Source organism: Rhizorhabdus antheiae (assembly GCF_049889055.1).
In the GTDB taxonomy this organism is placed as follows: Bacteria; Pseudomonadota; Alphaproteobacteria; order Sphingomonadales; family Sphingomonadaceae; genus Rhizorhabdus.
Map to the genome: position 1 here is coordinate 236,109 of NZ_JBLTWO010000002.1, position 14,190 is coordinate 250,298.

The window sequence follows — 14,190 nt, forward strand, 5'->3', positions numbered from 1 at the left end:
TGGCACGGGGAAAGTGCGACGAGCGCGTGTTGCATCGTTGGGATGCATCAGCAGATTGTCGGGTTTGAGCGTAAGGTGGCGAGGTCGGCGAGCGGCTGGTGCGCTGAACCTTTTGAGGGGGGGCAGCGGCATCAGGCGTATAAGCGTGAGGCAGTATACCGGCCGATTTCGGACATTTTCTGGTCTGCGACAAGAAAGGTCAGTGCCGATGTCTCTCAGCGGGGCGCTCTCCCAGCGGCAAGACAGTCAGGTGGACTTCCACCTTTCCGGCCCGCTCGAAGGTTAACGTCATTGGTAGCGTGTCACCGGCGACGAGTGGCGCATAGAGACCTTCGAACATGAGGTGGTAGACGCCGGGCTGCAGCGTTGCCTGCCCGCGCCCAGGGATCGGCAAAGCGTCGAGATCCCGCATACGAGCGATGCCGTTGTCGACTTTGGATGCGTGAAGCGTCACCCGCTCAGCCCAGGGGCTGCTTGCCGCGATCAGCCGATCTTCGACAGGCTGGTTGTTGACGATCGTCAGATAGGCTGCACCGGTCGACGCACCGCCTGGCATGGCCGGCGCCCATGGATCGACGATAACGATCGGGCCGCTGGCCTGTACTTCGCTCTGGTCGGCATGCGTACCGTTGGTCGAACCATGCGGTGACAGATATGTCGTCAGATAAGCCGTCGCGGATAGCAAGGCTGTGAAGATCAGCAATTCGGCCATTATCGCCCGCCTCAGCCAGACACGCGACGAGTCCTGGCTGGTGAGATGTGGTGTGAGCACGAGCTTGTTGATGCCGGCGACCGAGAGCAGCAGTACTGTCAGCCCCAGCTTGGTGAGCAGACCCTTCTCATACGCCAGCGCAAGGTCCAACCGGAATTCGAGCAGTTGCGCGGCGGTCGTCAGTGCCGCGACAAGCAGGGCTGCAACGACCCAGACCGCTTGCCGGCTGAACCGGCCGACCAGTTCGTGGAAGTCCGGCGAGGCGGTGCGGCCGGCGAACAGCAGGATCCAGAGGCCGCCGCACCACCAGGCGGCGGCAGTAACGTGCAGGACGATGGTGATTGACGTCAGCATCCCTCGGGAGGCGGAATGGCCGACGACGCCGAACGCGACGAGGATCAAAAGCGCGCCAATGGGTCCGGTGCGGCGTTCTGTGTTGAGCGCCAGCCATAGGCCACCGATCAGCTGCAGGCCGAGGGCAACGCCAAGCGGTGACAGGAAGATCGCATCGAGCGTCGCGGTATCCGCATCGCCGCCGAGCCGCAGGAAGAAGATCAGCGCCGTCGCGCAGGAGGTGAGGACGAGCAGACTGCCGGCAAACCGGACCAGACTGGACGGGAGCTGCGGCGGCGTCTTGAGGCCCCACGCGAGCGACACACAAACGATCACCGTCCCGGCCCCGGTCAGCGCCCCAGCGTAGCCCAGCGCCTTGACGATGGCAGCGATTGCCTCGAGCATCTCAGGGCTTGGGCGCGCGCAGAACGACGATGATGCTGCCTTCGACGACATGACCGTCGCGCGACAGCGCCCGCCAGCGTATCTCGTTGCGGCCACGCGCAAACCCCGGTCTGGCTGCGGTGAAGGTCAGCGCGCGTCCGGTCGGCGTAAAGGACAACTGCCGCTCGCCCGCTGCCGTGACGAGCGTCAGCGATGTCAGTGAAGCGGGCTCTAGAAAAACCAGTGTCAGCACAGGCGGCGATTGGGTAAGTACGCTGCCACTTGCCGGACTGGAGCTGCGCAACGCCGTATGGGCCTGGACGGCGGCGGGCACCGCTATAGAGATCAGGGCCAGCGCCGTGCGAAATACTCTCGTCATTTGCTTTCGTCCTTTCGGAGCCAAGGGTCGGCGAAGCGCGGATCGTGCAGCAACGCCTCGTCGGTCAGGGCGTTGAGGAAGGCGATGACGTCGGCCCGCTCCTCGCGGTTGAGAGTGAAACCGGGCACGAATGAGCTTTTGAACGGATTTGTGCGCCCGATACCGGCGTGCGGCCCCGACGCGATCGTCCGCCCGCCGGCGGCATAGTGATCGAGCACGCCGTCCAATGTGGCGATCGAGCCGTCATGCATATAAGGCCCGGTCACGGCGATATTGCGCAGGCTGGGCGCGCGGAAGCGGCCCATATCCTCGGGCTTGCCGGTAATCTCCATTATGCCGGGGCTGGTTGCTGGATAGGCGCCCTTGCCGTCGAGATTGTAGAGGCCGGTATTATGGAAGGCGATCTCCCCGCCCTTGTTGCGCTCGTGCAACACCGTGTCGGCGAGGTTTATGCCGTTGTGGCAATGGTGACATTCGAGCCGCTCGGAGAAGAACAGGGCTTCGCCGCGGATCGCGGCATCGGACACGGCATCGACATCGCCCTCGTAGCGATAGCGGTCATAAGGCGACCGCATCGACACGATCGAACGCTCGAACGCGGACAATGCCCGCACGATGGTCGCAAGCGAGATCGCTCCATCTACCTCGGGAAAGGCTTCGGCGAACAATCGCCGATAGATCGGCTCGGCCGCAAGCCGCCTCACCATCTCCTGCTCTTTCCCCGCCAGACCCAGTTCGATCGGTTCCTGGCCGATCAATGGGACCAGCGCCTGCTGCTCGAGATGTCTGAGCATCGGGTTGGCCCAGGTCAGGACCGGGAAATAGGCGACGTTCACCAGCGACATCGAGTTGCGAGGCGTCGACTGACCAGTCACGCCCGTGGCGACCGCGCGCCCATCGGCAAAGGCGCGGGATTGCTGATGGCAGCTTTCGCATGACATCGTGCCGTCTGCGGACAGGCGCTTGTCGTAGAAAAGGTGCCGTCCCAGTTCGACCTTCGCCGCTGTCGTCGGATTGGCCGCGGGTTCCATCGGCCTTGGCGCCCAAGCCGGCAGACCAAAGTCGTACCGGCTGGGCACCATCGCGTCGATCGGCTGCAAGGGCGACTGTCGATGTTGGGCATGGGCGATGCTGAACAGCATCACCACGGCGGACAAGGCCAGCGCAATGTTCGATGCGCGCTGCATGGTCAGTCGGCCCGCACCCACTGCTGCCCAGCCGACGGCTTGCCCTCCCAGGCCAGACCCAGCCGGTCAAAGATTGCCGCGCAGTCACCGTCCCCCGGAAAGGACATGCAGCCCGAAGCGGACTTCGGCGCGTTGACGGTGATATCGGTGCTGGCCAGAAGCGCGCCAATATCCAGAATTACCGTCGACTTGGCTGGATCGAATCCGGCGAGCCGATAGGTCGGGCGATTGGGATTGGCGCAGGCGACCTTCGGCGCGGCCATGGGTGGTCCATCACCGCACGCCGTGCTGCCAAGGTGGATGGAGAAGCCGGTCGCCGCATTCGGGCCGTTCGCGCCGCCGCTGGTTTCCATATCGACCCCGGTGAACTTGTAGCCGATCCGCCATGGCCATGTCATGCCCGTCACGTTGAGCGGTGCGGCGGCCAGCGTCGGGTCCTGATGGTTGATCGCCTGGGGCACGCCGATATCGAACACGAGACCGCGATACTCGCCTTTCGGCACGGTGCCGCGCACGACCCGGTTGGTCCCCGCATTGCCGTTGCAATTGCCCGTGCCATCCTCGAAGTCGAGCAGCGTGACCTGATCGTTCTGCCACTGTTCGTTCGGGGACAGTGTCACCGGCACCTCGCGTCCCTTTGCGTCGATCAGGCGTACGGCCGAAACATAGAAGCGGATGTCCTGAAAGCGCAACGCCGCCTTTGCCGTGCCGACGCCCGCATAAGCCTTTCCACAACGCGCCGCCTCCGCGCCGACCCGTGCGTCGAAGCGGATTTCGACGGGCTGTGTCTGGGCGAGTGCAGGCACGCTGAGGGTGGCCGCAATCAGGGCTAGTCCACCAGTGGTCATCGATCGCATATCATTCTCCATTCCATACCTATCATGTGCATCGACGTGCGCGGCGACTGGACATTCAGAAGGATGCCGATCCCCGAATACCGATCGTCCTCGGCGGCACGCGAGTTGCGAAGGCCACGGGGTTCGGGAAGATCTGGTCTCGCTCATTCAGCAGATTGTCGCTGAACACGCCCAAGGTGTATCGTCCGAAGTCGAACGTGATGCTGCCGTTCATAAGGTCCAGCCTGTCGCCTTGCGCCGTTAGATTGGCAGTGCGCTGTGCAAAATTGCCGGCGCCCCGCCGATTATAGTCCACGCGCAGGCGACCTTCGACGCTGGCGGAAAGATCGGCATGCGCTTCGACGAAGAAGGTGAGGTTGGACTTTGGAATGTAGTTGAGCCGATCGCCCCGCGCATAGGCGCTTCGAGGAGCGACCGATACGACCTCCGTATCGAGCAGCGCGCCGGCGCTGCCTAGCGCAAGCCACGGCAGGGGGCGAAGTTCGAGTGACCAGTCGATCCCCTTGATCTGTGCGCGGCCGACATTTCCGGTGAAACCAACTCCGATCGAATTGGCGATCGTTGATACCTGCATGTCGCTGTAGCGGCTGATGAAACCAGCGACCTCACCAGTGAGCAAACCGTCCGCCGTCGCGAACTTCGTGCCGACCTCGTAGCTCCACAGCTTTTCCGGCCCGAACGCAGATGGGATCGCCGGATTGACGACGTTGAACCCACCGCTGCGGAAGCCTTTCGCAACGCTTGCAAAAATGTTCCAGCGCTCGTCGAGACGATAGGAGACGTAAACCCGCGGATCGACGGAATCGAATGTCTGGTCGGCCTGGTTCGCCGAGGGTGACTGCTCCTTATCGGAAAAATAGCGCAGCCCGCCGCCGATCTCGAGCCGGTCTGTCAGGTCGAAGCCGGTGTTGGCATAGACCGATAGGCTGTCGCTTCTGATGCGCGCGATGTTGGGGAAATTGACCGGGGTGCCGATAGTGCCGTTCGCGGGTCCGAGAAGGTAGAGGGTGTTGTTCGAATAGTAATCGCCATGCCGGTACAGACCGCCCACAGCCCAACGCCAGCGACGATCGCTGTCCGAGCTTAGCCGCAGTTCCACGCTTTGCGCCTTGTCATCATTGTCGAAGCGGAGGAACCGGCCATTGCCTGCGAACGGGCTGTAGAATGCGCCCCTCGACACGTTGCGGAAGGCAGAACCGACCGCAAGCAGGTTCACGCCGCCAAGATCCCAGTCGGCGGTCAGACTATAGAGTTCATGATCGTTGGAGGCAGGCTGTACGGCTCCCGGAGCAAAGGCTGGCAAGATCAGATTGCCATCGGCATTCTCCCCATTGCTAAGCGAACCGACGTCATTGCGATGAATCTGCACCATTGGCGTCAGCGTGAGGCTGTCGGTAAGCTGGACGAGGGCTTTTACGCGGATTTCGAACAGCTCGCCGTCGTTGATGGTGCGGCGACGCGCGGTCGGGGCGTCGATCCAGCCGCCCAGGTTCTCGTAGATGCCGGAGACGCGAAGAGCGATTTGATCGCTGACGGCAATATTGGCAACGCCCGTGACCCGCTGCGACGCGGCACCGCCTTTCGTACTCCAGAGTTCCGCGTCAGCACTCAGACTCGTCTCGCCGATGATCGGCGCCCGGGTCAGGAAGCGAACCGTACCGCCCAGCGAGCCCTGCCCATAGAGCGTGCCCTGAGGCCCGTTCAGTACCTCGATCCGTTCCACGTCAAGCACGCGCAAGTCGAGCGGACGCCCCAGTGGACCGTCGGCGGCGATGTTGTCCAGATAGATGCCGACCTGCGGAAAGTTGCCGCCGCCATCACCGACGCCACGCAACATCGCGCGGTTTTGCGCCATGCCGGTGACGACGTTGATCAACTCGGGAACCGCGAAGGACAGTTCCTGTAGCGTGGTGATCCGGCGTTGCTTCAGTTCCGCGCCGTCGATCGTGTTGATGGTGATCGGCACGTCGATCAGCCGCTCTTCGCGCTGCTGCGCGGTAACGACGATTTCGCCGGGATCGGCGATGCTCTCTGCGGCTTGCTGGGCGTGGGCAAGCTGCATGGGCATGGCAGCAAGCAATGCTGCGATCGTGATTCGAGAAGCGGTCATGATTTCCCCCTTTGGGAAGTGATTGTTGGGCTGATCCTGGATTGAGTGCCGGCTCGCTTTGCTGCCGCTGTGGTGGCGGTATCGACCCGGGCATCCACGAAATTCATGCGATCCGTCGGCTTGGCAGCGCGGTGAGCCTGCGTCCGTCGGCGACGCCGCCAATGCAGTAGGCCGGTCACAAGCAGGAAAGTCGGCGCAACACCGACCAGTACGGCAAGGATGCGCACAGGAAGCCCGCCGACAGATCCGTCGTGCAAGGGACGAACCCAGGCGTTGATCGCGCTCCCCGGACCATCAGTGCCGATAGTCTGAGAGGCGATGATCTGGCCCGACCGCTGATCGACGAAGGCATAGCTTCCCGGAAACCGCCGATGCGGGTCGCCCGGCACCTGCACGCGAATGCGATAGGGCACATCCGCGTCGCCAGGTACGTCGATGAAGGCCAGTTCCCCAGCCGGAAAGACCTGCCGGGCTGCCTTCAGCGCGGTGGAAATCGGCAGCACGGGGCCCGTGCTTTCGGGCGATCGCGGGTCCGGTACGGGCGCGGGTGACAGCAAGGCCGCCTTGACGCTTGGCAGGGCAAGGATGACGCCTGTGGCAACTAGAATGACAAGGAAGATGCTGCTGGTCACGCCGGAAAGCTTGTGCAGATCGTGCAACCGCCGGATCGGCGCGGCACGCCGCTTGAATGACAGCGCCTTGCGCCAGCTTCCCCTTGGCCACCAGGCGATGATCCCGGTCAGTAGCAGGACCAGGGTGACGACGCCTGACCAGCCGACGATCTGCATCCCGATGTCGCCCGCCAGCAATTCCATGTGCAGTTGGTACAGCCAACTCATCAGGTAGCCGCCCCAGGGCGCCACGCGCACGATCCTGAGGCCATCGGGCGAGAACCAGACCATCTGGCGGGGCGGATGCTGCACACCCTCTGCGGCCGGCGGATAGAAGCGGGCCGGGATCGCGCCGCCCTCGCCCGTGACTTCGAACGACCATTTGCCCGCAGGATCGAAGCCCGCCGCGCGCCCGGTTGCCAGCGCCCGATCCCAGACCGGGGATGCCCAGCCGGGGCCGGGTGCGGCGGTTTCGCTACGTGCTTCGGGATGCAGCGCCTGGTCGATCCCGACATAGAATACCAGCGCTGATCCGGTCAGGCCGATCAGCGCGAACAGCAGGCCGAGCGACAGGCCGAGCCACAGGTGGATGCGTCGGATCGCGATCCGCCAAGTCCGCCCGATCTCTGCCGCCCGGCCAGCCATCGTCAGAACCGTGCCCGGACCGCGCCGAACAGGCTACGTGGATCGGCGGGTGCATGGAGGCGCTGAGTCCCGTCGAACCAGACATATTCGTAACGGTCGTTGGTCAGGTTGCGAACCTGCGCCGACACCTCGATCGCCTGGGTGATGCGGTAGGCAAGCTCCGCCGTGACCTGGAAATAGTCGCCATAGCGGCCCTGATTGTTCGCGGTGTTGAGTTCGTAGGAGGACTGGCCGTTGCCCCATAGCGAGGCGCGCCAGGGCAGAGTGGCCGGTGCCCATTCGATCCCCGCCGTGAATACGTTGCGGGGGACATGGTCGATCTCGTTTCCTGCGGTCAACGGCGCTGCCGGATCGGGCACCCGGATCACGGCCTTCTGATGCGACCAACTGGCCCAGGCCGAAAGGCCGGGCAAAGGTTGAACGCTGGCCTCAAGGTCAAAGCCGCGACGCCTTGTAGCCCCGAGATTGTCGAACTCTCCCGATGGATCGTTAAGCCGACGCCGCAACTCGCCGCTTGCCGTTTGCTGCCACACAGCGGCACGCGCCGTCAGCCAGCGACCGCGCGACAGTTTTACGCCTGCCTCGAAGCCTTCATTGATCGACGGGTCGAGATCGCGCACGCGCGGCGGCACGACAAAGGCACCCGACCCGGCTCCGATCTGGAAGGTCCGGCCGAAATTGCCATAGGCTGTGACGCCTTCGACGGGAGTGATGGCCACCGACAGCTTGGGCTGGTTGATCGTGCCATAGTCGTTGACCGGGTAGCTCAGTCCGTTCAGCCGGTTGGTGAAATTGCCGCTCACCCGGTCGATCCGCCATGCAGGCGTGATCGTCAGCCAGGCGAGCGGCGTGATGATCGCCTGCGCATAGGCGCCGCCCACGGTCAGATCGAAATCCTGATCGCGGGTGGCCGTGACGAGGGCGCGGCGATTGGTGGTCCAGCGCAGGCTCTTGTTGTCCTGCCACTGCACATCGCCGCCCGCCTCGGCCATCAGCCAGCCGGCAGCGTGCCAGTGTAGCCCGGTGACAAAGCCGTAATGCGTTTCTTTGGTGAGCCGCCGCTGCTGCGCGACGCTGGCCGAGAAGCGCACATAGCGATCATCCCGGTTCGTCGTCGCATAGCCAACCGCCGTCAGCGACAGATTAGAAGCCAGATCGGCATCAAGGTGCAGGCTGTATTCGCCAAGCCGCCGCTTGCCTCCGTCAGTTTCTGAAACCGCATAGGAAAGCCGCCGGTTGGTGTACGCGTCGGCATCGGTCAAATAGCCCGGTTCGTCGGCCTCGCTGCGGCTGTGGCGAACGATCAGCCCCAGCCTTGCCGGCCCGAAATCATAGAACCACTTGCCCGCGAGATTCAGCCGCTCGAGATCGGCATGGTCGCGATAGCCATCGGTCTGGCGATAGGAGACCAGATAGTTCTGGCTGAACTTGCCCCTTTCCAGACCGGCGGAGGCCTGCGCGTCATAGGTGCCGAACGCGCCGACGATGCCCCGCGCATCGAGATAGGTGCCCCCGATCCGGGTCTTGATATTGGCGCTGCCGGCTATCGCGTGAAGCCCCCAGCGCGGGTCGGACGTGCCGCGCACCAGCTCGACCGACGCGATATCGAGCGGCGAGACGAGGTCGATGAAATCCATCCGTCCGGCATTGTCGTTCGACGGCACGCCATCGATCAGCAGCTTGACCGCATTGATCTCCCCCTCGCCGTTGAAGCCGCGGATCGAGAAGCGGCCCGAGGTCGTGCCCTGGTTAAAATCGGTCAGCACCACGCCGGGCAGCCGCGCGAACAGTTCCCAGGCATTGTCGACATTCTGCCGCTGCGCGATATCGCCGCCCAGCACGTCGATCGAGGTCAGGACATTGGCTGTCGAGCGCACCATCGACCTCGCGGTGACGACAATCTCGTCCCCGCCGATCGCGACCTGCGTGTCGGCACGCTGCTTTGTGTCGTTGCGATCGGACCCCGGCGAACCACTAGAAGCCGACTGCGCCAGTGTTGGCGACGTCATGGCGGTCGTCAAAATGAGAAAGGCGGACAATATTTTCATGAATTAAGAGCTCTTCAGAAACAAAAGGGGTTTGATGCTGACGGATCAGCGATTGTTGATCGCGTTTGCGTAGCGCTTCGATACCTCGGCCCAGTTCACGACCTGCCACCAGCCATCGAGATAGTCGGCGCGGCGGTTCTGATATTTGAGGTAGTAGGCGTGCTCCCACACGTCATTGCCGAGGATCGGCGTGCCCTTGACCTCGGCAACGTCCATCAGCGGATTGTCCTGGTTGGGGGTCGAGGTGATGGCGAGCTTGCCGTCTTTGCCGACGATCAGCCACACCCAGCCGGAGCCGAAGCGCGCCGTGCCCGCCGCCTTGAACTGCGCCTTGAAGGCGTCGAGCGAGCCGAACTGGGCTGTGATCGCCCTGGTCAATTCGGCAGACGGCTGGCCAGCTTCGGCAGGCGGCGCCATCGTCGTCCAGAAGAAATTGTGGTTCCAATGCCCGCCGGCATTGTTGCGCACGGCGGCGGGCAGGGTGCCTGCCCTTGCCACCAGCTGCTCCAGCGTCTGGCCGGACAGGGCCGGGTCGGCCGCGACCACCTTGTTCAGATTGTCGACATAGGCCTGGTGGTGCTTGTCGTGATGAATGATCATGGTCTGCGCATCGATCGCCGGTTCGAGCGCATTGGCGGCATAGGGCAGCGGCGCCAGCGCAAATGCCGGCTTTGCAGGCGCAGCGGCGCTGGGGTTCTGTGCAGAGACGGGGCTCGAGATCGATGCGGCGGCGAGCAGGAGAGGCAGAAGGCGCATGATGTTTCTCCCATGCATCGGGTGGGACGGGAGGGGTGTGGCACTCGTCATGGCTGGCGGGCGCAGGCGAGCAGCGCCTCGATCTGCGGGATCAGCGACCGCCGCGCTGCGGCAGAAACGCATCGCCCGACGGGGTATCGGTGTTGACGGAAAACGAGGTGGAGATCGCAATCGAGCTCTGTCCGGCCCGAAGCCTCGAGCCGCGTCCAGAAAGCTGGCAGTTCCAGCCGATCGCGTCGTCCGCTTCCGTCGATCCGGACGAGTTCGATACGCCCATCGACCAGCGAAATGCGCTCTTCCGGCACGGGGCGGCGGCCGAAGATGTAGAGCGCGACGGCCAGTGCGCCGATATCGAGCAAGGCGAAGACAAGGACCGGCCAAGCCCCGATCATGACGAAGCGGAGGGAAACCAGAACGGCGGCGACCGCCGCGCCGATCAGGACATATTTGCCAGATACCGGCAGCGTGGATCGCGGCGCGACCATCCTGATTTCGCAGTCAGGCAGCCGCGCCGGACTCCAGGGACCCTCCTTGGACCCCGGCCATTGGGTTGAAGGTACGTGCGTGTTCATGGCTGCACCTGCGCGATCATGATGCGGCTCTGGAGTGACGCGCTTATGTCGTCGATCATGAAGCCGCCGATCCGGTAGATCACGCAAAGGCCGATCAGCAGCCAGGCCGAGCGGCGGATCTCACGTAGCCACGCGATGGAGCCCGAATTCGTGGGCTTCATCGGCTCGCTCCTGCCACCTTGAACGCGTCGCGCACCCGGTCGGGGAAGCTGGCGTACATCGAGGTCATGATCGCCTGGACCTCGGCCGGGGCCGTCTTGGTCGAGCCCGCGTTGAACGGCGGTTGCGGATCATATTCGCAGCCGAGCTGCACCCCTTGCGCATAGGTGGCGTCGCGCAGTTCGGCGACCATGCTGAGGCCGAAATCGAGTCCGGCAGTGACGCCCGCACCGGTGATCCGGTTGCGGTCGCGCACCACGCGCTCCGACACGGGCGTCGCCCCGCAATCGGCCAGCGTTTCCAGCGCGGCCCAGTGGGTCGTCGCGCGATAGCCCTTGAGCAGCCCGGCCGCGCCGAGCACCAGGGCTCCGGTGCAGACCGATGTCACATATTGTGCCCGCGCGCCGCGATCCGCGATGAAGTTGCGCGTTGCATCATCCTTGATCGCCGCCAGCGTTCCAACGGTGCCGCCCGGCACGAACAGGACGGTCAGGTCTTTCGGGCACTGATCGAAGGTCGCGGTCGGGATGATCGTGACCCCGGTGTCGCTGGTCATCGGATCGCGCGTCTTGCCGACGAGATGCACGGTCGCGCCCATCAGCGCCGCGAACATATATTGCGGACCGATCAGGTCGAGGATCGTCATGCCCGGATAGCAGAGCATGGCGATCTGATCGGCCTTCACCCAGCCCGGCGGCATCCCGCTCATGTCATGGTCGGGCTGCGCCGAAGCCCCGGTTTGTGCTGATGCCGATCCCGTCGCCAAGGGCGACAGGATTGCCATGAGCAGGGCCGTCCGCCGATCGAGCGTCTGCATCAGAAGCCTCCCTTCAGCGTGAGGAAGGCCGAGCGCGGCTGGGTCGGGATGACATAAGGACCGCCGAAATATTGATATGGCTCCAAGCCCTTGTTGCCCAGCAGATTGGTGACCGAGATAGCCAGCGACACCGGTCCGAGGTCGTAGGATGCCTGCGCGTCGACCAGCGCCAGCCCCTTGATCGACGCGCTGTTGGGCAGGGTCAGTTCCCGCCGCGAAACGGCGGTGACGCCAGCGCCTAGCGCGAAACCCTGAAGCGCGCCGTCCCTGAAACGATAGCGTGCGGCAAGCCTGCCGCTGTGCGCCGGCACGGCCCGCAGCCGGTCGCCGACGGGCAGGCTGTTGTCCCGCGTTACCTTTGCGTCGGTATAGGCATAGTTGAACAGCAGCGAGAAGGACGGGGTCGGTTCGTAGATCAGATCAAGCTCGGCACCCTGCGCGCGCTGCTCGCCGGTCTGGATGCTGGCGAAGGGAATTACCGGATCGGCGGTCACGACGTTCTGCCGGGTGATGCGGTAGAGCGAGGCGGTGCCGGTCAGCCCCTTGATCGGCGCGGCGAACTTGAAACCGCCCTCCCAGGCCTGCGACGTCTCGGGCTTGGGCACGATCGTATAGAAGCCGCCGCCGACGACGCCCTGAAACCCTTCGGCATAGCCGGCGAACAGCGAAAGTCCGTCGACGAGACGGTAGGTCGCGCCGATGCGGGGTGTGACCTTCCCGGCCTTGTCCTCGGTCGTGACGCCGACATTGCTGCGCACCTTGATCCGCGTCCAGCGCAGGCCGAGCGTCACATCCAGCCGGTCGCCGATCGCGATCTGGTCTTGCGCGAAAGCTGCGAAACTTCTCAGCCGGTCATTTTGATCGAAGAAGAATCCCGGATCGCCGCCAAAGCTGGGCGCGGGCAGAGGGTTGGCAAAGTCGATCAGCGCCCAGGCGGGATTGAAGTACATCGCGCCGAAATAGTTGGTGGCGTCATAGTCCACGCCGACCAGGATCGTCTGGCGGATCGGCCCTTCGCCCACGCGGGCGGTCAGGCTGGCGGTCGCGAAGGTCTTCTTGCTTTCGGAGGGCAGGAAGGCCGTTCCGAAGTTGTAGACGGTCCCGGCGATCTGACCGAACGGAAAACTCCCACGCTCCTCGAATCCGGTGATGACCCGCGCCACCGTTAGGTTCGCCTCCACGCGGTCGGAGAAGCGATGCGTGAGCGATCCGGTCACGCCCTTATTCTCGATCCAGGTGCGTGGCATGTCGCGGGAGCCCGCGTAGACGTCGCGATCGATCAGGGCGACCGGTTCGAGCAGGGAAACAGGAAGGCCAGCATATTCCGTCTGCGCGATGCGGCTGTAGCGACCACGCACCATCAGTGTGGTGTCCGAGCCCAGGCCGACCGCGAGCGTGGGGAAAATCGCTTTGCGATCGCGGCTGACGAAATCGATGTAACTGTCCGCACTGTCGACCATGCCGGTGACGCGCACCGCGATGCCCGCAGCAAGCGGCAGGTTTACATCGGCCTCGCCACCGACGGTGCCGAAAGAGCCGCCGCGGCCGGTCAGCTTGATGCCGAGGCTCTCGTAAGGATCACGCGATACGAGATTGACGATCCCGGACAGCGGCGCACCGGCACCTCCGCCATAGAGCGTAGCGGTGGGGCCTTTGGCGACGTCGATCCGCTCGACATTGACCAGCGTGCCGGGGTCGCCGACGCTTGCCGGAAGCTGATAGGTTGGGACGCCGTCGATATAATAATTGACCGCAAAGCCGCGGACGAGTGTCGGCTGCAGCACGGATTGCTCGACGCCATTCGGCACGACGCCGGATACGTTGACGAGTGCGTCGGAGAGCGTCTGGAGATCCTGTTCGACGATCAGGGCGCGGGTGATCGTCTGGATCGACTGGGGCACCTTCTCGATCGGCGTCGCGGTGCGGGTGCCGGTGGTGGTCTCGGGAACGGCGTACCCCGGCTTTGAGCCGGTGACGACGATTGTGTCCGCAGTCCAGCCTTGCGGCGACTGGTCCTGAGCATGGACGGCGATGGGAGCGGTGGTAGCGGCGAGGGTCGCCAGCAGGCGGGTCTTGAACATGGTATCTCCGGCATGAAAGCAGACGCGCGGGACGCGCGACGAGCCGGAGCGGGATGAGGAACTGCGCCGATCAGCGCAGTCGAATCAGCAGTCTCCGGCGCTCAGGTGAGCGCCGGCGGTCCGCGCAAGGGAGGTGTGGCGAAATCGGTGCGGACAACATGATAGCCGACCGGCGGCGGCAGAGCGAATTCGCGTAGCAGCAATGCAGGCCCGAGAGAAAATTCCGGGGCATCGCCCGACAGCAGGGGCAAGGATGCCGACGCAAAGATGCAGGGCTTATGTTCGGATGTCTTGTGGCCGGAGTGATCTGCATCGCCGGACTGCGGTAGGTCGATCACAACGGTCTGATTGACACCCATGCCATTGCAGACGGTTATGACGAGGCCATGATCCGCCTGTGTCGGCATGAAACCGGTCGGCACCGCCACGCGCAGCGCGAGGACACAGAAAAGCAGGGCGGCGAAGATACCGCGAAAATGCCGATCTGTACGCAGGGCGCGAAACATGCGCGCTCCGATAGACTGCTCTGCGGCAAATGT

General features: G+C 64.0%; 13 protein-coding genes. All 13 read right to left on the reverse strand.

Annotated features, from left to right (window positions below; all coding sequences use genetic code 11):
• Positions 1-199 precede the first annotated feature (199 nt).
• Complete coding sequence (locus tag ACNI3R_RS05550) at positions 200-1,450, reverse strand: copper chaperone PCu(A)C (RefSeq protein WP_426180639.1); 1,251 nt, start codon at positions 1,448-1,450, stop codon at positions 200-202.
• Between the two features lies 1 nt (position 1,451).
• A complete protein-coding gene (locus ACNI3R_RS05555) occupies positions 1,452-1,808 on the reverse strand; it encodes a copper resistance CopC family protein (RefSeq protein ID WP_426180641.1) in 357 nt (118 codons plus the stop codon).
• Positions 1,805-2,995: an MbnH family di-heme enzyme gene (locus tag ACNI3R_RS05560; protein ID WP_426180643.1), complete on the reverse strand. Its 1,191-nt coding sequence runs from the start codon at positions 2,993-2,995 to the stop codon at positions 1,805-1,807. Before ACNI3R_RS05560 ends, ACNI3R_RS05555 begins: the two co-directional genes overlap by 4 nt.
• A gap of 2 nt (positions 2,996-2,997) precedes the next feature.
• A complete protein-coding gene (locus tag ACNI3R_RS05565) occupies positions 2,998-3,852 on the reverse strand; it encodes an MbnP family copper-binding protein (RefSeq protein WP_426180644.1) in 855 nt (284 codons plus the stop codon).
• Positions 3,853-3,907: 55 nt separating this feature from the next.
• Entirely contained in the window at positions 3,908-5,962 is a 2,055-nt protein-coding gene (locus ACNI3R_RS05570) for a TonB-dependent receptor (RefSeq protein WP_426180646.1), read from the reverse strand.
• A complete protein-coding gene (locus ACNI3R_RS05575; RefSeq protein WP_426180648.1) occupies positions 5,959-7,218 on the reverse strand; it encodes a PepSY-associated TM helix domain-containing protein in 1,260 nt (419 codons plus the stop codon). Before ACNI3R_RS05575 ends, ACNI3R_RS05570 begins: the two co-directional genes overlap by 4 nt.
• A 2-nt stretch (positions 7,219-7,220) precedes the next feature.
• Entirely contained in the window at positions 7,221-9,266 is a 2,046-nt protein-coding gene (locus tag ACNI3R_RS05580; protein ID WP_426180650.1) for a TonB-dependent receptor, read from the reverse strand.
• Between the two features lie 45 nt (positions 9,267-9,311).
• Complete coding sequence (locus ACNI3R_RS05585) at positions 9,312-10,022, reverse strand: superoxide dismutase (protein ID WP_426180652.1); 711 nt, start codon at positions 10,020-10,022, stop codon at positions 9,312-9,314.
• 47 nt (positions 10,023-10,069) lie between these two features.
• Positions 10,070-10,507 carry a DUF2244 domain-containing protein gene (locus ACNI3R_RS05590; RefSeq protein WP_426180654.1) on the reverse strand — a complete coding sequence of 146 codons (438 nt, stop codon included), beginning with the start codon at positions 10,505-10,507 and terminating at the stop codon, positions 10,070-10,072.
• Positions 10,508-10,590: 83 nt separating this feature from the next.
• Positions 10,591-10,755: a hypothetical protein gene (locus ACNI3R_RS05595; RefSeq protein ID WP_426180655.1), complete on the reverse strand. Its 165-nt coding sequence runs from the start codon at positions 10,753-10,755 to the stop codon at positions 10,591-10,593.
• A complete protein-coding gene (locus ACNI3R_RS05600; protein WP_426180657.1) occupies positions 10,752-11,570 on the reverse strand; it encodes a DJ-1/PfpI family protein in 819 nt (272 codons plus the stop codon). Before ACNI3R_RS05600 ends, ACNI3R_RS05595 begins: the two co-directional genes overlap by 4 nt.
• Entirely contained in the window at positions 11,570-13,651 is a 2,082-nt protein-coding gene (locus ACNI3R_RS05605) for a TonB-dependent siderophore receptor (RefSeq protein WP_426180658.1), read from the reverse strand. The genes ACNI3R_RS05600 and ACNI3R_RS05605 overlap by 1 nt, the downstream gene beginning before the upstream one ends.
• 101 nt (positions 13,652-13,752) lie before the next feature.
• Positions 13,753-14,157 carry a hypothetical protein gene (locus ACNI3R_RS05610; protein WP_426180659.1) on the reverse strand — a complete coding sequence of 135 codons (405 nt, stop codon included), beginning with the start codon at positions 14,155-14,157 and terminating at the stop codon, positions 13,753-13,755.
• Between the last annotated feature and the right edge of the window lie 33 nt (positions 14,158-14,190).